Below are 17,493 nucleotides of genomic sequence, written 5' to 3' on the forward strand. Positions count from 1 at the left end.
TTTTTTGAGTAGGGTCTTCAAAAGTCGGCAATGAGCCGATACAATCCCGTTCCTCTTGCTCAGGTGGCGAAATTGGTAGACGCACTATCTTGAGGGGGTAGCGCCGAAAGGCATGCGGGTTCGAGTCCCGCTCTGAGCACCAGTAGATTTAAAAGCGTCGCCATGCGACGTGAAGAAAAACCCCGCAAAGGTTCGCCTTGCGGGGTTTTTTGTTTCTGGGGTGGTCTGGGTTTGAACATGGATAGCCGGCGGTATTGGATGGTATTTCAAGCATGCCCGCTACAACCCGGGGAGCACAGGTAACCGTCTATCCGACGGCGGTCGGATGTACCTTCAGATCGACAAGTCCGGCGAAAACTCGCTTCCATCTTGGCACTGTTTACCGGGGGCCGCTCAGCTGCATGGTCATGAGCAGGAACGCGCGCTGGGAGGGTGAGGTTACGGGTTATCGCATCGCTTTGCCGCCAAGCGTTCCCGGCCAGGATTAATTGATCAGCATCAACATAAAGCCACCGTCGAAGCCTACATTGAGTGTCGTCGAAGTGCTGACCTACGTTGAGGAGAACACTCATGCAAGCATCGGACATCATGACCACGGACGTCGTGTCCGTCGTTTCCACTGCGACCGTTTTCGAAGCGGCCGAGCTGATGGCGAAGCATCACATCAGCGGCTTGCCGGTCGTCGACGAAGCCGGAAAGATTGTCGGTCTCGTAAGCGAAGGCGATCTGCTGCACCGCGTGGAGACGGGAACAGGCAAGCCGCAGCGTTCGTGGCTCGCGGAGTTTTTGTATTCAACCCGCAAGCTCGCGGCGGAGTACCTGAAGGAGCATGCGGTCAAGGTCAGCGACATCATGACGGAGAACGTGATTTCAGTGCTTCCGGTCACGCCGCTTGCCGACGTCGCGGACTTGCTCGAGCGGCATCACATCAAGCGAGTGCCCGTCGTGGCGAACGGTAAAGTGCTCGGCATCGTGAGCCGCTCGAACCTGGTGGCGGCGCTCGCGCGTGCAGCGCAGGCCGGCACGGACGCGCTCGCTTCCGACGAGGCGATACGCCAGGGCGTGTTGCATGCGCTCGATGGACATCGCTGGGCGATGCCGGCAGAGAACATCGTGGTGAAGGACGGTGTGGTCCATCTTTGGGGCACGGTGACCTCCGAGGAAGAGCGCAAGGCCATATCCGTGTGCGCCGAACGTGTCGCCGGCGTGAAGGGCATCGAAGATCATCTCGGCTATCCCACGTACTTCACGCCAATGTGAGCAAACGAGCGCGGCTCCGTCGCAGGCAATCCAATCATCAGGTATCGCGCTCATCGTGCGGCGGCGGCGCCGTGGCGGCGGCTGCGGGTGCAGCCGCCGCTGTTGCTTTGCGCCGGCCCGCGCGCAGCTCGATGCGCGCCAGCCAGACGCCGGGCAGCATCGGCAGCCAGAAGGTGAACCCACGCAGCAGGAGCGTTCCCGCGAGGGCTGCTTCGATCGGTACGCCGAGCATTTGCAGCATGCCCACTGAAGCCGCTTCGAACGTGCCAAGCCCGACTGGAACCGGGCCGATGGTCGCCACCATCGACGCGACCGCGAAGCTTGCGAATGCCACCCAAAATTGCGCTCGTGCGCCCACCGCGCTTAGCGTGAGCCAAAGTGTGCTCGCGTCGAGAAGAAAGATTGTGAGCTGAAGGGCGACGGTGCGCACGAGCAGGCGCCGACGAACAGATCGCAGGTGAACAGAACGTCTGTGCATTCCGATTCTTCGCACTGGCCCATGGCTTGCTCCCGGATGGTGCGGCGAGACCGGGCCGCTACTGGTGCGGTATCGGCAAAGAAGGCTTTGTTTGCCGCATGACCAGTGCGCGGTTCTGCTCTCGTCACGCCTTAAGTATTGGTTTCGGGGCGGGCGGCAACAATCAGCGCTAGTTGAAACGGGCGTGTGATGTCTGCTGATGATGTCGGAAATTCCCTACGTTGAAGGCGTGTGATGCTGATATCGAATCGGGAGTAGATGGAAGGAGGAGAATGGAGTGTCAGTGCCCAGGCACTCACTGCAGATCGACGGGAGATCGACGATGCGAGCCATGCTGTTCGACGGTGCGAATCCACAGTTGCGGGAGACGGATGTGCCGGACCCCGTTCTCGCAGCGGGCCAGTTGCTGATCGACGTTCATGCGTGCGGCGTATGCCGCACCGACCTCCATGTGGTCGACGGCGATCTGCGGGACCCCAGGCGCCCAGTGATTCCGGGGCACGAAATCGTCGGCACGGTGGCGGCGCTCGGCGCGGGCGTCACGGGTTTCGCGCCGGGCGACCGCGTGGGCGTGCCGTGGCTTGGCCATACCTGCGGGCACTGCCGCTATTGCCAGCGCGGGCGTGAAAACCTCTGCGACGCGCCCGGCTTCACGGGTTACACGATCAACGGCGGCTATGCTGAGCGCACGGTCGCCGACGCCCGCTATTGCTTCCATTTGCCGCGCCAGTACAGCGATATCGAAGCAGCGCCGCTTCTGTGTGCCGGGCTGATCGGCTACCGCACGCTCGCGATGGCGGGTGACGCGCCCTGTATCGGCATCTACGGATTCGGCGCGGCGGCGCACATTGTGGCGCAGGTCGCGCGGCATCAGGGGCGCACGGTGTATGCGTTTACGCGCCCGGGCGACCACGACGCACAGTGTTTCGCGCGGCGCCTCGGCGCGCAATGGGCGGGCGGCAGCGACGAAACGCCGCCCGAACCCCTCGATGCCGCGCTACTGTTCGCGCCCGTGGGCGCACTGGTGCCCGCAGCGCTGCGCGCGGTGGCCAAGGGCGGCACGGTTGTCTGCGGCGGCATTCACATGAGCGACATTCCGTCGTTTCCGTACGCGTGGCTGTGGGAGGAGCGGCGCATCGTCTCCGTGGCGAACCTCACGCGCGAAGACGGCTCGGCGTTCATGGCCATCGCGGCGAAGCACAAGATCGAGATCGAGACGACGGCCTATCCGCTCGCGCGGGCGAACGACGCGCTCGCGGACCTGCGCGCGGGCCGCTTTACGGGCGCTGCGGTGCTGACGATTCGCTAGAGCGCAGGGGCCGCTGCAACGATTGCAGCCGGGCGACGGCGCGTTCGCCCGTGCGCGAGACTCACGCCGTCACGCTTGCCGGGCGGTCATCGGGTGTCGTCGCCCCGGGCGCCGCTGCCCGCCCAGGCACGAGCAGCACGGGACGGCACGCACTGCGCAGCACCCGCTCTGCGACGCTGCCGAGCACCAGCCGGCGCACGCCGCGGCGCCCGTGCGTGCCCATGACGATCAGATCCGCACCCCAGTCGGCGGCGGCGCGTTCGATGCATTGCGCGATGTCTTCCACGCCCAGCTCGATTTCAACCGTGCGCGGCGCGCCTTTCACGCCCGCGCGTGTCATGCGCGCCTGGGATTCGGTGCTGACGAGCCGGCTCTCCTCGACGTACGCATCGCGGACGATCGACGGATCGAAGCCCGGCACGTCGTAAGCGAGCACCGGAACGTCGATCACATAGAGGGGTTGCAGTTCCGCGCCACTATCTCGCGCCAGCTGGATTGCGGCGTCGAGCGCTGCTGAAGCGGTCTGGCTGCCGTCTAGTGCAACGAGAATGCGGGAAAACATGGTGTGCCTCCGGGCTCGGCAGGGAACTTGGGAACAGGGGTATGTGTGAGACCGCTCAGTGGGACATGAGCACCGGCAGCGTCATCGTTTGCAGGACCGTGCGCGTCGCGCCACCCAGCACCGTTTCCTGTAGCCTCGCGTGGCCGTACGCACCCATCACGAGCAGGTCGAAACCGCCATCCGCCGCGTAGCTGAGCAGGGCCTCGCCCGTGGACTCCGATGCGCTTCGGTCGAAGCGGGCGATGTCGACGGTGTCCGCGCCATGGCGTGCGAGCATGGCCGCCAGGTCCGTGCACGAAGCTTCGGAAACCGCGGACGTGAAAGTGCTCGATGTGGCGACAATCGTGACGTGCGCGGCGCGCGAGATGAAGGGAATCGCATCGTGAACCGCGCGCGCTGCCTCGCGGCTGCCGTTCCACGCAATCAGCACGCGCTCGCCGATCGATTCGAAGTAGCCGGTGTACGGGATCACGAGCACGGGGCAGCCGGCGCCCAGCACGACGGACTCGACGAAGTGATCGGCCACGTAGGCTTCAGGTTCGTTCAGATCGGTTTGTCCGATGACGGTCAGATCGGAGCTACGGCTGCGCTGCGCGACGGCGGCGATCGGATCGTCCTCGGCGGACAGCCACGTGCCCTCGACCTGCGCGCGCGCAAGCTCCGCATGGAACAATCGCTCGATTGCGGCGCGCTGCTCCGCCCGGAGCCTGCGGTGCGCTTCGTAGTAGTCGGCCGTCCCTGCCATGACGTAGAAATCGCGCGGGTTAGGCTCGAAGGCCGCGAACTGGCCGTTCAGATGCGCACCGTACGTGCGCGCGAGCTTCAAGGCGAGCGAGAGCCGTGCGCTGGCGCGCGGGCTCGTATCGAGATGGACCGTCAAGCTCTTGTAGGTCATGGCAGGGCTCCGGGAAAGGGGAGTGGCAATCGCGGCCCAGCCCGAAGCGGGCGACGAATTGATTCGAGTCTAGGAATGGGCGTCCCATCGCCCTTGATTTAAATCAAGCGTCTGCTCGTGCCGGACGACCGCACGACAGCGCTGCGCCAAAGCGCCAGGCGTGAGCGCGAGCATTGAGCCAGATCAATTGAGAGAAGCTGCTTGTTCCTGGATTGAAGACGGAGCGCGCCGCAGCGTGTGGTGCGCAAGGTGTGGGCGCAAGCCCCGGCAGCCGCGCGGATCGGCGAGTGGACCGCGCGACGAGTCGCAGCTCAAAGGAGACATGGCGATGAGCTATCTGACACGTTACGACCCGTTTTCGATCGAGCCGGTTTCGGACCTCTTTCAGGGGCTGTTTCGGCCGATGCGCGGCTTGCTCGCGGCGGAGGACAACGATCTGGCGGCGATGAAGCTCGACGTGACCGAGAGCGATCAGGCATACACCGTCAAGGCGGAATTGCCGGGCGTGAACAAGCAGGACATCGACGTGAAGATCGACGGCAATGTGGTGTCGATACATGCGAAGGTCGAACGCAAAACCGAGCAGAAGGAAGGCGAGCGGGTCATCCGTCGAGAGCGCTATAGCGGTGCGTTTGCGCGTTCGTTCTCGCTGGCGGTCGATATCGACGAGAGCACGGCGAGCGCTCAGTATCAGGACGGTGTGTTGTCGCTGACGCTGCCGAAGAAAGCGCCGACCGAGCATAAGCGTCTGCAGGTCGAATAAGCGCTGCATGGCTTGAAGGGGAGGTCGGCGCATCGACCCGTGCGGGGCTGCACGGCGTGTGCCAATGAAGCGCAGAGGTTACGCTCTGCGCTTTTTATCTTTCCACTGCTGGGTGCGTTCCCCATTGAATTGATATGCGTCAACGGGCGCGGCGAGCAGCACCTTATCCTGAATTTAATCGCCCATTGGATGGCTTGCCGCTGAAGCGGCGAGGAGAGCAGGTCATGGAAATTTCGTTCCCCCGGATGGCGCCTCAGTACGATTCGGCGTGCTACACCCTGGTGTTTCCCGTTCAGGTGGACGGCAGGTGGATCCACTGCGGCATCACCGCTGAGGCGCTAGAGGATCATTTCGGCGCTTCATCGATTCGCGAGGCGGATCTCGTCGATGCATTCCGCGCACATCGCAGCGCCATCGAGGAGGCCGCGGCTACGCTGATCGAAGCTACGCACGGCGTGCCGGTTCTGCTGCACAGCGGCGTGTTCCGCGTTTGTGGCGGATGACTGACACCCGCTACGACATACACCACCAGATGCGCCATCAGGCACCAGACGGAGATCGGATCATGACACTCACAGGTACAGTCAACTCAGGCACATGGATCGTCGAAGCGGTCACGGCGCCCGCGCCGCAAGGCGGTTTTGCCTGCCGTATCAGCATTACGCAGAGCGAGCCGGAACGGCCGTTTGGTCATGCGTTTGCGCATCATCGATCCTTCGATACGGAGGCCGCCGCCGTGCTGGATGGCCTGCGAGAAGGCATGTTGTGGGCCGACCTCAAGAACTTGCATGCGTTTCACGTATAGGTCGAATGCAGGGCTGGAAGCTAAAGAGGAAGACGGGGCAGGAGGGCCTGGGCGATGGGACTGGGAATGCAAATTGTCTATCTGGGCTTTGCGGGCTCCGCTGCCATCGAGGCGGAAGCTGGCGTGCAGCTTTTGCGTCTCGAGCGGTTCGGCGGCTTGCTCAAGGCCTGTCATCTTGCAATCGAGTCGGTGCGCAAGGCGGGTCGTGCAGATGCCTACGATGTGCGGCTCGATCTCCTTTCGGCTGCTAGCGAGCTCAAGCCCATCGTGCATTGCACCGGCGATGATCCGATTGCCGCCATGCGCGAGGCCTTCGATGCCGCCGAGCACGAACTGCGGTTGGCCGGCGCTTCAAGCCGTGCTGCAGAAGACGGCCGCGTGCGGCGCGATCATTGAGATTGGGAAGATCGGGCGACGCCGATCTTCCCTCGTGCGTTCCTGTTCGCGAAAATTGGTGCGACTGGCTACTGGGCTTGGCTACTGGCTCAGCACCCACTGGACGAGCGTGCGCGCGTCTTCGGCCGAAAGCGGGCCGCCGCGGTCCTCGGGCAGCGGCATGGCCATGTCGCCCCAGTGAGCCTTGCCGCCATGCCTGAGCTTTTCCTCGAGCATCGTGCTTGCATTGGGCTTGTCGCGGTAGCGCTCCGCGATCTGGTGGAACGACGGCGCAAGAAACGGTGCGTCCGACGTATGGCAGAACATGCAGTGTTGCTGATCGATCAGATCGGACGGCTCCGGAAGCTCGGCGAACGCGCTGGCCGCTTGCAGACAAACGGCAAGGGCCGCGGCCGCGCGCATAAGGATCGAACCTGTCGGAATGCCGCCCGGTGAGCGCGGCCGCGCAATAGCGGCATGAATATGTGGGTGGGGCATGGCGGGTCTCCTTGAGTGGCGCTCAGGCCGCAAAGGGTGTCTGTCTCGATTCATGCTCTCATTGCCGTGCGCCATGCCGTTGACATGAGTCAACTGGATAAGTACGCCGCGGATCACACCCGCGCGAGACCTTCCGAATCGACGATGCGGATCTGCTTGCCGCTCGGCTCGACCAGCCCGTCACGGTGAAAGCGCGAAAACATCCGGCTCACGGTTTCGAGCTTGATGCCGAGAAAGCAGCCGATTTCCTCGCGGCTCATCTTCAGATTGAACTGCGCGCCGGAGTAGCCGCGCGTGCGAAAGCGCGCAGCGAGGTCGAGCAGGAAGGTCGCTAGCCGCTGCTCCGCCGTCATCGTGCCCAGCAGCATCATGAGACTCGATTCGCGCACGATTTCCCCGCTCATCAACTGGTAGAGATGGCGTTGCATGCGGCGGCTTTCGCGGCAGAGCGTCTCGAACTGGCCGAACGGAATGATGCAGACCGTGCTGTCTTCGAGTGCGATCGCATCGCAGTTGTGCGTGCCGCCACATACGCCGTCGAGGCCGAGCGGCTCGCCGGGAATCTGGAAGCCCGTGACCTGCTCGCGGCCGTCGCGATGCATGACGACCGTCTTGAACGAGCCGGTGCGCACGGCGTACAGGCTCTGGAATGCATCGTGTGTGCGAAACAGGGCTTCGCCGCGACGCACGTTGCGGGTCGTGAGGACCACGGTATCCAGTTGCTGAAGTTCGGTGGAGGTGAGGTCCGCGGGCATGCAGACCGCCCGCAGCGAGCAGGTGGAGCAGCGCGAGGCGGCGCGGCGCGGGGCCGCTTCCCGCACCGCGGGCTGCAGCGTGATCACCGGCCAGCGCATCGGCGCAGGAACAGGCATGGAGGAATCGCAGGCGGGCTCGGCATACATGACAGTCTCCAGTTCATCGCCCGAGGTGCGTGCGTGGTTCACGCAGTTTCGGGCGAATCAGTTTGGCTTCCATGGAGGCAGTATCGGCGACGCCATCTCGAAAATAAATCGGCGGCGATGGAAAGCAGCGTACGCAGGATAGAAGCCGTGTAGGGCAATTCCTACAGATGTGCGACGACGCGACGCTGAAGCCTGCGGCGATACACCGCAGGGAAGGGTCAGGGCTCGTCCTGATCGTCGAGCAGCTTGTGGCGCAGGGCATAGCGCACGAGGGCGGCCTCGTGCGGCATCTCCATCTTTTCGAGAATGCGCACCTTGTAGGTGCTGACCGTCTTCGCGCTCACGCACAGTGCCTGGGCGATTTCGCCGATGGTTTCCCCGTTGGCGAGGCGCCGGAACACCTCGAACTCGCGGTCGGAGAGCCGCTGGTGCGGCAGGGTGTCGGCCGGCTCGTTCAGGCTTTGCGCAAAGCGCTCGGCCATGGCCATGCTCACGTAGACGCCGCCCGTGGCGACCTTCGTCACGGCGTTCACGAGTTCCGCGCTGGCGCTTTCCTTGGTGAGATAGCCCGAGGCGCCGGCCTTGAACGCGCGCACCGCGTATTGCTGCTCGGCATGCATGGTCAGCACGAGAATGCGCAGCGCTGGCTGTTCGTCCTTGATCTGCTTGATGAGATCCACGCCGCTGCGCCCCGGCATGGAAAGATCGAGCACCAGCACCTTCGCATCGCGCTCGCGCACGAGCGCAAGCGTGGTGGCGCCGTCGCAGCCTTCGCCCACGACTTCGAAATCGTGTGCGTCCTCGAGGATGCGGCGCAGACCGTCACGCACGAGCGCGTGGTCGTCGGCGAGGATCACCTTGATCATGAAGCGGTCTCCTCGGACACGAGGGCATCGATCTCGAATGTGATGGAAATGGCAAAGCCTTCCCCGGGCGCCGTATCGATCTCGACGACTCCGTTGAACATATGCGCGCGCTCGCGAATGCCAAGCAATCCGAATGATTTGTCATGGCGGTCGCGGCGCAGCGGGTCGCCGAGAGCGTCCCGCGCGCCGCGGCCATTGTCGGCGATGCGCAGGGCGCAGTGCTGGCTATCGACTTCGAGTGTCAAGATGACGACGCTTGCTTCGGCGTGGCGCGCGACGTTGGTGAACGCTTCCTGGATGATGCGAAACAGCGCGGAGGCCGCAGCGCTCGAAAACGCCGTGTTGCCGGTGTGGATGTGCCGCTGCACGGTGATGCCATAGCGGCTCGTGAAATCGTTCGCGAGCCATTCGATGGCCGGCACGAGCCCGAGGTCGTCGAGCATGACGGGGCGCAGGTCGGAGGCGATGCGCCGCACCGCCCGTACGGTCGAGTCGATCAGCTTGCTCATGCCGTCGAGGCGCGCGGCGATGTCGTCGCCGACGGCGCCGCCGAGCCGGTGCGCGAGCGTGGAAAGATCGATTTTGAGCGCCGTGAGCTGCTGGCCGAGATCGTCGTGAAGCTCACGGGCGATACGCGTTTTTTCGGCTTCGCGCACGTTCTGCAGGTTGGCCGAGAGTTCGCGTAGTTCTTCGCGCGAGCGCTTGAGCGAGTTCTCCGCGCGCAGCCGTTCCGTGATGTCGCGCAGCATGACCGTATAGAGCTTGCCGGAGGCATCGCGGATCTGCGAAATCGAGGCCTCGACGGGAAATTCCTCGCCATTGGCGCGCAGGCCGAACAGCACGCGCTGCTGGCGGCCCATCTGGCGTTCGGTGACGCCGGTGGCGCCGAACTGGTCGACGTGGCGTGCGTGGGCTCCGCGAAAGCGCTCGGGAATGAAGCGCGAAAGCGGGGAGCCGATCGCTTCCATGGCGGAGAGCCCGAAGACGAACTCGGCGGCGGGATTGAAGATCACGACGCGCTGCGTTTCGTCCACGGTGATGATGGCCTCCATCGACGAACGGATGATGCTCATCATGCGCGCTTCGTTCAGACGCGCTTCGTTCAGGCGAGCATCGGTTTCGGCGGGGTCGGGCACGAGGGCGGGAGCCGCCCGCGCGAGGCGGTATGCGAGCGCGGCACAGAGGGCAGCCGCGACGGCGCCGGCGAGCAGAACGGCTGCGGCGCAGGTGGCCGCGCCCGTGACGAGCGGGCTGCCGTTCGTGCTCGCATCGAGCGTGAGGGTGGCGCCGCCGTACGCGATGGTGTCGCGGTGCTCGAAGCGCGCGCCGGGCGTGACTTCGGCGTCTTCGGTCGGCGCGCTGCGGTAAACCTCGACAGCCGGCTGTCCTGCATGGACGGCTAGCGCGAGATCCGGTTGGGCGGCGAGTATCGGTTCGAAGAGCCGCTGTGCGTCGAGCGACGCAACCGCGAATCCCGCGAGCGGCGGCTGCGCGACGTGCGCAGCCGCCGTCGAGGTGTAGACGGGCAGATAAAGCATCAGGCGAGGCGGGGCGGCATCCGAGGCCGGCTCGGCTGTGAGCCCGGCCTTGCCGGTTTGCACGGCGTAGCGGCGCGCCACCACGCTTGCGATGCTCTGGGCAAACGCATTGCCGGGCGCGGCGGCGGGCCCGGCCCATAGGGGAGCGGAATCGGGCTGCGCGGGCGCCGCGTTTTGCTGTCCTGAGGGTTGCGCAGAGGGCTGCGAAACATAGCCCAAGGCGACGACTGCGAGGCGTGAGTTTTCCAGGTCGGCAGCGGCGACATTGCGCTGCCAGTCTTCGGCGTTGGGGGCTGGGGTTTGCGCGAGCCACCCGCGCGCGCCACGCAGCATGGCTTCGTCGGCGATAAGCGCCTGTTCGACGGTCTCGCGCAGCGCGGACGCGCGGCGGGCAAAGCGCTGTCCGGCGGCGATCTGCCATTGCTGCGCGACAAACGCCGCGACGGCGACCGCGAGCGTCAAAACGACGATGAACGCCAGCACGGATGCCACACCCGGCTGGCGAACCCGGACAAGGAGCGTGCGCGCCGCGCCGTGCGTGATGTTCTCGTGCGGCTTAGCGCCTGTGCTCATGGCAACGGTCCAAAACGAAATTAAGTCTGTATGGAACGGATGCGTGAGCCATGCGTGTGAAGTAGCGACTGCATGTGAGAAAGCCCGATGCACGACATCGCAGGGGCTGCCTGGCACAATTTTACGTGCGGCGCAAACGCGTGTCCCAAAAAACTTGCACGTTGTGCGGCGCAGCGCGCAGTCCCGCCTCGCGGGCTGATGCGCGCCGCTCGGGGAAAGCCCGCTTATGCCACCGGCCGCGTTGCATCGGCGGGTTCGTGGGGTGGGCATGGGCGCGCACGAACGGGGTTCTCGGGAAGTTCGATCGTCTGGCCTTGCTCCGGCACGCAGCAGTCCCAGTGCAGCGTTTCGGCGATGCGCCGGCGCAGCGCGTCGGCCGCCGCAGGCTCCCCGTGCGTCACGAACGTGCGGGTGGGCGGGCACGTCATGCCGGCCAGCCAGCGCAACGTCTCCCGGTAGTCCGCATGCGCGGAGAGTGAGGAAATTGAAGCCACTTCGGCGCGCACACGCACGTAGTCGCCGTGCAGCTTGATGGTCGGTGCGTGCGCTTCCAGCGCCGCGCCGCGCGTGCCGGGCGCCTGGTAGCCCACCAGCGCGATGGTGTTGCGCGGGTCGGGTGCATAGAGGTTCAGGTGATGCAGCACGCGCCCGCCCGTGGCCATGCCGCTGCCCGCGATGATGACCATCGGCCCGTTGCGTGAAGCGATGGCCTTCGAGTCGTCGACGCTGCGCGTCATGAACGCCGCGTGGTCGATGGCGTGCAACTGCGAGATGGTCAGCCGGTGCTCGCGCATGTGGTGGCGATAGAGTTCCGTGACGCTGATCGCCATCGGGCTGTCGAGATAGACCGGAACGTTCGCCATGCGCCCCGCCTCCTTGAGGTGCGCGATGTAGTAAAGCACCTCCTGGGCGCGTCCGACCGCGAAGCAGGGCATCACCACGATCCCGCCGCGCGCGAAGGTGCGCGCGAACATTTCGGCCAGCTCGTTTTCGGGATTGAGGGCGGGGTGAAGCCGGTCCCCATAGGTCGACTCGACCACGAGATAGTCGGCATGCACGGGCGGCACCGGCGCGCGCATGAGCGGGTCGTCGGGGCGTCCGAGGTCGCCGGAGAACGCGAGCACCGTATGCCCGCTGCACAGCACGACGCTCGCGGCGCCGAGGATATGCCCGGCAGGCAGAAAGCGGAAAATCAGATTCTCGCCGAGCGAGACCGGCACATCGAACTCGCGCGGGCCGATGAGCCGCAGCGCCGCCTCGGCGTCTTCGAGCGTATAGAGCGGCTGGGCGGGATGGTGCTTCGAAAAGCCGTGGCGGTTCGCGAACGCGGCGTCCTCCTCCTGCAGGCGGGCGCTGTCGCGCAGCATGACTTCGCACAGGTCGGCGGTGCCCGGCGTGCAATAGACCGGTCCGCGGAATCCATGGCGCACCAGCACCGGCAGATAGCCGCAGTGATCGATATGCGCATGCGTGAGGATGACCGCGTCGAGCGTATCGGCCGGAAATGGCAACGGCTCCCAGTTGCGCAGCCGCAGGTTCTTCGTGCCCTGGAACAACCCGCAGTCGATCAACACCCGCTTGCCTTGCGCTTCCAGCAGGTAGCGCGAGCCCGTGACCGTTTGCGCCGCGCCCAGAAAAGTCAGCTTCATCATGCTCTCCTCGCCATGCACCCATTCAGGGTGCGTCTGGGGTTCATTGGAGCGTACTTCGTTACCACGCAATTGACCTGGATCAGGGCGGAAGCCATTGGCGGGCGAGGGCCTCGCTTGAGCCAGATCAATCTGGCTGGACCGGACGATTCGTACATTGGGGCGTGCGGCTCGCCGTCGCGAGCCGGTATTCCGGGTAGGAGTCCGAGCCATGATTCATGGATCGCGTTTGCGCCGGGCGCTGGTCCCGGTCCTGCTTACGGCACTGCTTGCGGCGTGCGCGACCGATGCGAGCCGCGAGGCCTTCCGTCACACGGAAACCGGCCTGGAGGCCGCACGTGAGCAGGCGGTGATCCATTGCGCGGCGCCCGGCGATTGTGCGCAGGCATGGAGCCACGCACGGGCGTTCGTACAGTTGCATTCGCCCACGCGGATCGAACGGGTCACAGACGAGACGATCGAAACGCGCATGCCGCACGAATTCGGCGTGGCGTATTTCTGGGCGGTACGCGAGACAGCGGCTGATGGAGCTACGACCGTTCGCCTGAAGGGCATGTGCCGGGGCATGTACAGCAGCTTCGACAATGGGCCGGGATGGCTCTACCGCTCCTGCGCGGCGCAGTTGCGCGACACCCAGCTAGAATTCGCGCACGAGGTAGGCGGCGCGCAATGAACGAGTCGGGGCGCGCCGGTTTTGGGGCCGGTTTGAAGCTGGTTTGGCGGCTGGCAAACCCGCGAATGCTCAGGCGCTCAGGACATGACCTCTTCGAGCGGGCGTCGCGGCGTCGCCGCGTCGGGCGTTCCGTGACCGATGCGCAACAGCAGTTGTGGAAAGTACGGGCCCTGCAGCCCCATCAGCGTGCCGAGCCGGGGGCGCAGCTCCGGTACTTCGATGGGCTGGTTCAGATACGAAGTGCACAGACCGTGGAGGGTCGCCAGCAACAACACCCGTTCGAGCGCCTGGCCCGTGGCGAGCCAGGCCTGCGCATTGTCGACGCCGGTCGCGAGACACAGCAGCAGCGGTGACCCGGCCGCCAGATCGCGATGCGTGGCTGCCACGCCGCCGCCGAGATCGAACGTCCGGATCGCCGAGGCCACGAGCGGTTTCGCGAAATCGAGCAGGCCGCCGATTCCGGCCGCGTAGGCCGGCATGCCGTCGCCGGTGCGGCGCGGGTGGATCCATTTCGCGAGCTCGCGCCTGAAGCGCGGATCGGCGAACTGCTGCCGGTCGGCTTCGGCAACGAGGTCGGCGACCGCGTTGCGCGGCTCGCTCGCGCTCACGCAGGCGACCTCGATACCTTCGGCGCGCGCGGCGTCCATCAGGTGCCGCTCGATTGTGGCGTCGACCGCCTCGGACGAGAATGGATGGCGCGTGGTGACCCGCTCGTAAATCGCGCTCACGAGCGGCGACAACTCCGGCGCTGTGGTGCGCTCGCGCAGCAGATGCACCTCGGCGAGCACATCGGGGTCGGTGCTCGACGGGAAAAGGGTGATCGCGTAGCCCATGCCGAGGCTCGCGATCGCCACGCGCAGATTGAAGAGCGCCGCGCCGCAGCTGATGATGAGTTCGCGATCGTACGGGTCCACCACGGGCAGCGCGCGCAACCGGTCCGCGCACAGCATCACGCGATCCGTGTCTAGCACGAAGCGCCAGGGCTGGCTGTTGTGGCTCGACGGTGCAAGCGTCGCATGACGCGCGACGAAGCGCATGGCGAATGCGCGCGTGTCCTCCGGTGCGCTTCGGGGTGCTTCCTGGCAGGCGCTGCCTCTGGCGGCGATTGCGGCTGGATTGTCGAGCATGGTCAGCTCCTGTCGTGAAGACGCGCAGCAGTACGCAAGACGCACCGACGCGCAATGGTGAATCAGTGGGACATCAAGACCGGGACTGTCATGGTTTCGAGCAGGTTGCGCGTCACGCTGCCAAGCACGCGCTCGTGGATGCGCGAATGCGCGTAAGCGCCCGCCACGATCAGGTCGGCGTGCAGGTCGCTCGCCCGGCTCAGCAGCGCCGTGCCCGTCCTGACGCCCGGGTCGCGGGCGCTTTCGTGAAACGATGCGCTGACGTCGTGCAGATCCAGCCATGCCGCGGCATCCGCCGCCTCTTCTTCGGCGCGCATGCGTTTGGTGCCGTGACGCGCGGCGACCACCTCGATCGAGACGCAATTGGCGCGACGCAATAGCGGCAAGGCATCCGAGGCCGCGCGCGCCGCTTCGCGGCCACCGTCCCAGGAGATCAGGATGTTTTGCGCGACGGTCGGGAAAGAGCCGGAATGCGGCACCACGATGGCGGGCCTCGCGGCCGTCATCAGGAGATCGGTGAGGAAGTCGCTGGACAGGTCGATCGCGAGGTCGTCGCGTTCGCGCTGCCCGAGCACGAGCAGGTCGGCGTGACGGGCATGCAGCACCGCGGTCGCGGTGTCGCCGGGTTGCGGCGCGCGCCATTCGACCATGCAGCTCGCACGCGCGCCCGCATCGAGAAACGCTGCTTGCGCTTGCTCGCGGCGTTGCTCCAGCGCAGGCGCGCTGCCCGCTGCCGGCGTGCGCGGATGCGGCATCGGCAGATACAGACCGATGAGGTGCGCGTCGAAGCGCCCTGCCAGATCGAGCGCGAGTGCCAGACGCGCTTCGCGTCGCGCCGAATCGTCGAGATGGACGAGCAGAGTTTTGTAGCCCATGGCGTTTTCCCTGAATATCAATGGCGAGGCTCACACGGCGAAGCGGTCCGCTCAATGCGACATCAGCACCGGTACCGGCATCGAGCCGAGCACTGTCTGCGTCACGCCGCCGAGCAGGAGCTCTTTCCAGCGCGCGTGACCATAGGCGCCCATCACGATCAGATCGCAGCCGGTCTTTGCGGCGCGCGCGAGCAGCGCGTCCGCAACCGTGATCGTCGGCGGCGGATGCAATTCCGTGACGTGCACCTCGAGCCCGTGACGCGCGAGGACGAGGCCGATGTCGGCGCCCGGAATGCGCTCCCGGTCCTTGCGCGAGGGCGTAAAGGTCACGAGCTCGGTTCGCTCGGCTAGGCGCATGAACGGCAACGCGTCATATAGCGCGCGCGTGGCCGACTGGCCCGCATCCCACGCGACCATGACGCGCTCGCCCACCGTGGAGCCGCTGCCCGCATAGGGCACCCACAGGACCGGCCGTCCCGCGCTCAGCGTCACGCGCACCTGCAGCCGGTTGGCGAGCGACACGTCGGGGTTCTCGGGGGCACCTTGACCCAGAACGATCAGGTCTGCGAAGCGGGCGCGCACCAGCAACTCATGCTGTGCGTGATTCGCGGTGCGCCAGTTGCCTTTCAATTCCGCATCGGCGAGGCGGGCGAAGAAGTGATGCTCCAGCGCACGGCGGCGCGCTTCGTGCTCATGCCGGCATTGAGACCAATACTCGGTGTCCAGAATGAATGCGTAGGCCGCCTCGTGCTCCGGCACGACAGGCGCGAACAGTGCGCTGAGATGGGCGCCGTGCCGCTTGGCAACGCGTAGCGCGACATCGAGGCGCGTTCGCGCGCTATCGCTTTCGTCCAGGTGAACCAGGATGTTGCGGTACTCCATGATCGGCGCTCCACGGTGGATGCAACACCGAAGCGGTGTCTCGTGCGGCTCAGTCTAGGCGCCGAAGCCCGGTCGCAATTGACCTGAGTCAATCGTGAGCAGAAGGCGGAACCTACAGTGGGGCCTTGTTCCGGTCGCGCCGAATCGCGGCCGGTCGCCAACCAGCGAGGAGGATGGATCATGCGTAGTGAACGCGTTGCTTTTGTGAGCGGCGGGATGGGCGGTCTGGGCGAGGCGATCAGCCGAAGGCTGCACGATGCGGGCCTGACGGTCGCGGTTTCGCATTCGGAGCACAACGATCACGTGGTCCACTGGCTGGATCGCGAGCGCGCGGCGGGCCGCACGTTCCACGCGTTCGGGATCGACGTGGCGAGCTACGACTCATGCGTCGAGTGCGCGCAGCGGGTCCTGTCGCAACTGGGCGCGGTCGACGTTCTGGTCAACAACGCCGGCATCACGCGCGATGCGAGCTTCCTGAAGCTCGCGAAGCGCGAATGGGATGAAGTGATGCACACGAATCTCGATGGCGTCTTCAATCTCACCCGGCAGTTCCTTCCCGGCATGGTGGAGCGGCGCTTTGGCCGCGTCGTGAACATCAGCTCGGTGAACGGTTCGCGCGGCGCATTCGGTCAGACCAATTACGCGGCGTCCAAGGCCGGCATCCACGGCTTCACGATGTCGCTGGCGCTCGAGGTCGCGAAGCACGGCGTCACGGTGAACACCGTCTCGCCCGGCTATCTAGCGACCGCCATGGTGGAGGCCGTGCCGCAGGACATCATGGAAAAGCGCATCCTCCCGCAGATTCCGCTGGGCCGGCTTGGGCGTCCGGAAGAGGTGGCGTCGCTGATCGCCTACCTTTGCTCCGACGACGGCGCATTCGCGACGGGCGCCAACTTTGCCGTCAACGGCGGAATGCACATGCATTGACCGCAAACGTCTGAAAATCAGCCCCGCGCGCCGGATCGACGCAGTGACGACAAACCGGCGCGCGATCCGCCAGTTGATGCAGATCAGTCGCAAGGCTGCGCCCCATGCGAAGCTCGCAGCGAGGGTCCGTTCGGGACTGGCTTCGATGGAGACGGCGATGAAAACCGATTTGCAGCTCAAGCACGACGTGGAAGCGGAACTGGAGTGGGAGCCAGCGGTCGCGGCTTCGAATATCGGCGTGGAGGTGAAGGACGGCGTCGTGACGCTTGCTGGCCATCTCGCGAGCCTGAGAGAAAAGATCGCGGCGGAGCAGGCGGCGCAGCGCGTGGGCGGTGTGCGCGCGCTGGTGGTCGAGCTGGATGTGCGTTTGCCGGGCGACGATATGCGCACCGATGCGGACATCGCACACATCGTGCGCGAGGTGCTTACTGACCAGTTCAATAAATAGTGCGTATATTGGATCAAGCTGCGTAGCGAACATGCTTCTCCTGAAACAGGTTGCGGATAACATGAGGCTGCTTCTGCCGGCGATGCAG

General features: G+C 65.3%; 20 protein-coding genes and 1 tRNA gene. 10 read left to right on the top strand and 11 right to left on the bottom strand.

Features of this window, described 5'->3' with window-relative positions:
- Positions 1–57: 57 nt before the first annotated feature.
- Positions 58–142 (top strand) — tRNA-Leu (locus HV773_RS24280).
- A 428-nt stretch (positions 143–570) separates the two neighbouring features.
- Positions 571–1,260 carry a CBS domain-containing protein gene (locus HV773_RS24285; RefSeq protein WP_129563738.1) on the top strand — a complete coding sequence of 230 codons (690 nt, stop codon included), beginning with the start codon at positions 571–573 and terminating at the stop codon, positions 1,258–1,260.
- 37 nt (positions 1,261–1,297) lie between these two features.
- Here HV773_RS24285 and HV773_RS24290 read toward each other — a convergent pair whose 3' ends face one another.
- Positions 1,298–1,738 carry a lysylphosphatidylglycerol synthase transmembrane domain-containing protein gene (locus HV773_RS24290; RefSeq protein WP_175197015.1) on the bottom strand — a complete coding sequence of 147 codons (441 nt, stop codon included), beginning with the start codon at positions 1,736–1,738 and terminating at the stop codon, positions 1,298–1,300.
- Between the two features lie 322 nt (positions 1,739–2,060).
- On the opposite strand from HV773_RS24290, the gene HV773_RS24295 reads away from it, so the two are divergent.
- Entirely contained in the window at positions 2,061–3,047 is a 987-nt protein-coding gene (locus HV773_RS24295; protein WP_129563737.1) for a zinc-dependent alcohol dehydrogenase family protein, read from the top strand.
- A gap of 61 nt (positions 3,048–3,108) precedes the next feature.
- On the opposite strand, the gene HV773_RS24300 is transcribed toward HV773_RS24295, so the two are convergent.
- Together HV773_RS24300 and HV773_RS24305 are read right to left on the bottom strand one after the other, a co-directional pair.
- A complete protein-coding gene (locus HV773_RS24300; protein WP_129563736.1) occupies positions 3,109–3,609 on the bottom strand; it encodes a universal stress protein in 501 nt (166 codons plus the stop codon).
- 55 nt (positions 3,610–3,664) lie between these two features.
- Positions 3,665–4,504: a universal stress protein gene (locus HV773_RS24305; RefSeq protein ID WP_175197016.1), complete on the bottom strand. Its 840-nt coding sequence runs from the start codon at positions 4,502–4,504 to the stop codon at positions 3,665–3,667.
- A 328-nt stretch (positions 4,505–4,832) separates the two neighbouring features.
- Here HV773_RS24305 and HV773_RS24310 point away from each other — a divergent pair, with 328 nt between their 5' ends.
- From HV773_RS24310 to HV773_RS24325, 4 genes are all read left to right on the top strand, one after another.
- The gene (locus tag HV773_RS24310; RefSeq protein ID WP_129563734.1) at positions 4,833–5,267 is read left to right on the top strand and encodes an Hsp20/alpha crystallin family protein; all 435 of its coding nucleotides are present in this window, start codon (positions 4,833–4,835) and stop codon (positions 5,265–5,267) included.
- A gap of 224 nt (positions 5,268–5,491) precedes the next feature.
- The gene (locus tag HV773_RS24315) at positions 5,492–5,770 is read left to right on the top strand and encodes a DUF1488 family protein (RefSeq protein ID WP_129563733.1); all 279 of its coding nucleotides are present in this window, start codon (positions 5,492–5,494) and stop codon (positions 5,768–5,770) included.
- Between the two features lie 62 nt (positions 5,771–5,832).
- Positions 5,833–6,072: a hypothetical protein gene (locus HV773_RS24320; RefSeq protein ID WP_129564440.1), complete on the top strand. Its 240-nt coding sequence runs from the start codon at positions 5,833–5,835 to the stop codon at positions 6,070–6,072.
- A 54-nt stretch (positions 6,073–6,126) separates the two neighbouring features.
- Complete coding sequence (locus tag HV773_RS24325) at positions 6,127–6,468, top strand: hypothetical protein (protein WP_129563732.1); 342 nt, start codon at positions 6,127–6,129, stop codon at positions 6,466–6,468.
- Between the two features lie 81 nt (positions 6,469–6,549).
- Here the strand turns inward: HV773_RS24325 and HV773_RS24330 are convergent, their stop codons facing one another.
- The 5 genes from HV773_RS24330 to HV773_RS24350 all read right to left on the bottom strand — a co-directional run bounded on the left by HV773_RS24330 (position 6,550) and on the right by HV773_RS24350 (position 12,473).
- Positions 6,550–6,870: a c-type cytochrome gene (locus tag HV773_RS24330; RefSeq protein ID WP_129564439.1), complete on the bottom strand. Its 321-nt coding sequence runs from the start codon at positions 6,868–6,870 to the stop codon at positions 6,550–6,552.
- Positions 6,871–7,058: 188 nt separating this feature from the next.
- Positions 7,059–7,799, bottom strand: a complete 741-nt coding sequence (locus HV773_RS24335) for a helix-turn-helix domain-containing protein (RefSeq protein ID WP_227875548.1) — start codon at positions 7,797–7,799, stop codon at positions 7,059–7,061.
- A gap of 266 nt (positions 7,800–8,065) precedes the next feature.
- The gene (locus HV773_RS24340) at positions 8,066–8,713 is read right to left on the bottom strand and encodes a response regulator (RefSeq protein ID WP_129563731.1); all 648 of its coding nucleotides are present in this window, start codon (positions 8,711–8,713) and stop codon (positions 8,066–8,068) included.
- Positions 8,710–10,824 (bottom strand): PAS domain-containing sensor histidine kinase, encoded by a 2,115-nt coding sequence (locus HV773_RS24345; protein WP_129563730.1) that lies wholly within the window; start codon positions 10,822–10,824, stop codon positions 8,710–8,712. The genes HV773_RS24340 and HV773_RS24345 overlap by 4 nt, the downstream gene beginning before the upstream one ends.
- A gap of 224 nt (positions 10,825–11,048) precedes the next feature.
- Entirely contained in the window at positions 11,049–12,473 is a 1,425-nt protein-coding gene (locus HV773_RS24350) for an MBL fold metallo-hydrolase RNA specificity domain-containing protein (RefSeq protein WP_129564437.1), read from the bottom strand.
- Between the two features lie 211 nt (positions 12,474–12,684).
- Between HV773_RS24350 and HV773_RS24355 the strand changes: the two genes are divergently transcribed.
- Positions 12,685–13,146 (top strand): hypothetical protein, encoded by a 462-nt coding sequence (locus tag HV773_RS24355; protein WP_129563729.1) that lies wholly within the window; start codon positions 12,685–12,687, stop codon positions 13,144–13,146.
- A 77-nt stretch (positions 13,147–13,223) separates the two neighbouring features.
- On the opposite strand, the gene HV773_RS24360 is transcribed toward HV773_RS24355, so the two are convergent.
- The 3 genes from HV773_RS24360 to HV773_RS24370 form a co-directional block, all read right to left on the bottom strand.
- On the bottom strand, positions 13,224–14,273 hold the full coding sequence (locus HV773_RS24360; protein ID WP_129563728.1) for an Acg family FMN-binding oxidoreductase: 1,050 nt from the start codon (positions 14,271–14,273) through the stop codon (positions 13,224–13,226).
- Between the two features lie 62 nt (positions 14,274–14,335).
- A complete protein-coding gene (locus tag HV773_RS24365) occupies positions 14,336–15,148 on the bottom strand; it encodes a universal stress protein (protein ID WP_129563727.1) in 813 nt (270 codons plus the stop codon).
- A gap of 51 nt (positions 15,149–15,199) precedes the next feature.
- Complete coding sequence (locus HV773_RS24370) at positions 15,200–16,030, bottom strand: universal stress protein (RefSeq protein WP_129563726.1); 831 nt, start codon at positions 16,028–16,030, stop codon at positions 15,200–15,202.
- A gap of 180 nt (positions 16,031–16,210) precedes the next feature.
- On the opposite strand from HV773_RS24370, the gene phbB reads away from it, so the two are divergent.
- On the top strand, positions 16,211–16,957 hold the full coding sequence (phbB, locus tag HV773_RS24375) for an acetoacetyl-CoA reductase (RefSeq protein WP_129563725.1): 747 nt from the start codon (positions 16,211–16,213) through the stop codon (positions 16,955–16,957).
- A gap of 157 nt (positions 16,958–17,114) precedes the next feature.
- Positions 17,115–17,405 carry a BON domain-containing protein gene (locus tag HV773_RS24380; protein ID WP_129563724.1) on the top strand — a complete coding sequence of 97 codons (291 nt, stop codon included), beginning with the start codon at positions 17,115–17,117 and terminating at the stop codon, positions 17,403–17,405.
- Positions 17,406–17,493 lie beyond the last annotated feature (88 nt).

This window comes from Paraburkholderia caffeinitolerans, from assembly GCF_902859945.1.
In the GTDB taxonomy this organism is placed as follows: domain Bacteria; phylum Pseudomonadota; class Gammaproteobacteria; order Burkholderiales; family Burkholderiaceae; genus Paraburkholderia; species Paraburkholderia caffeinitolerans.

Excerpts from the sequence above, each read along its gene's own strand:
- HV773_RS24285 (WP_129563738.1), top strand. The coding sequence starts at position 571 with ATGCAAGCATCGGACATCATGACCACGGACGTCGTGTCCGTCGTTTCC.
- HV773_RS24290 (WP_175197015.1), bottom strand. The coding sequence starts at position 1,738 with ATGCACAGACGTTCTGTTCACCTGCGATCTGTTCGTCGGCGCCTGCTC.
- HV773_RS24295 (WP_129563737.1), top strand. The coding sequence starts at position 2,061 with ATGCGAGCCATGCTGTTCGACGGTGCGAATCCACAGTTGCGGGAGACG.
- HV773_RS24300 (WP_129563736.1), bottom strand. The coding sequence starts at position 3,609 with ATGTTTTCCCGCATTCTCGTTGCACTAGACGGCAGCCAGACCGCTTCA.
- HV773_RS24305 (WP_175197016.1), bottom strand. The coding sequence starts at position 4,504 with ATGACCTACAAGAGCTTGACGGTCCATCTCGATACGAGCCCGCGCGCC.
- HV773_RS24310 (WP_129563734.1), top strand. The coding sequence starts at position 4,833 with ATGAGCTATCTGACACGTTACGACCCGTTTTCGATCGAGCCGGTTTCG.
- HV773_RS24315 (WP_129563733.1), top strand. The coding sequence starts at position 5,492 with ATGGAAATTTCGTTCCCCCGGATGGCGCCTCAGTACGATTCGGCGTGC.
- HV773_RS24320 (WP_129564440.1), top strand. The coding sequence starts at position 5,833 with ATGACACTCACAGGTACAGTCAACTCAGGCACATGGATCGTCGAAGCG.
- HV773_RS24325 (WP_129563732.1), top strand. The coding sequence starts at position 6,127 with ATGGGACTGGGAATGCAAATTGTCTATCTGGGCTTTGCGGGCTCCGCT.
- HV773_RS24330 (WP_129564439.1), bottom strand. The coding sequence starts at position 6,870 with ATGCGCGCGGCCGCGGCCCTTGCCGTTTGTCTGCAAGCGGCCAGCGCG.
- HV773_RS24335 (WP_227875548.1), bottom strand. The coding sequence starts at position 7,799 with ATGCGCTGGCCGGTGATCACGCTGCAGCCCGCGGTGCGGGAAGCGGCC.
- HV773_RS24340 (WP_129563731.1), bottom strand. The coding sequence starts at position 8,713 with ATGATCAAGGTGATCCTCGCCGACGACCACGCGCTCGTGCGTGACGGT.
- HV773_RS24345 (WP_129563730.1), bottom strand. The coding sequence starts at position 10,824 with ATGAGCACAGGCGCTAAGCCGCACGAGAACATCACGCACGGCGCGGCG.
- HV773_RS24350 (WP_129564437.1), bottom strand. The coding sequence starts at position 12,473 with ATGAAGCTGACTTTTCTGGGCGCGGCGCAAACGGTCACGGGCTCGCGC.
- HV773_RS24355 (WP_129563729.1), top strand. The coding sequence starts at position 12,685 with ATGATTCATGGATCGCGTTTGCGCCGGGCGCTGGTCCCGGTCCTGCTT.
- HV773_RS24360 (WP_129563728.1), bottom strand. The coding sequence starts at position 14,273 with ATGCTCGACAATCCAGCCGCAATCGCCGCCAGAGGCAGCGCCTGCCAG.
- HV773_RS24365 (WP_129563727.1), bottom strand. The coding sequence starts at position 15,148 with ATGGGCTACAAAACTCTGCTCGTCCATCTCGACGATTCGGCGCGACGC.
- HV773_RS24370 (WP_129563726.1), bottom strand. The coding sequence starts at position 16,030 with ATGGAGTACCGCAACATCCTGGTTCACCTGGACGAAAGCGATAGCGCG.
- phbB (WP_129563725.1), top strand. The coding sequence starts at position 16,211 with ATGCGTAGTGAACGCGTTGCTTTTGTGAGCGGCGGGATGGGCGGTCTG.
- HV773_RS24380 (WP_129563724.1), top strand. The coding sequence starts at position 17,115 with ATGAAAACCGATTTGCAGCTCAAGCACGACGTGGAAGCGGAACTGGAG.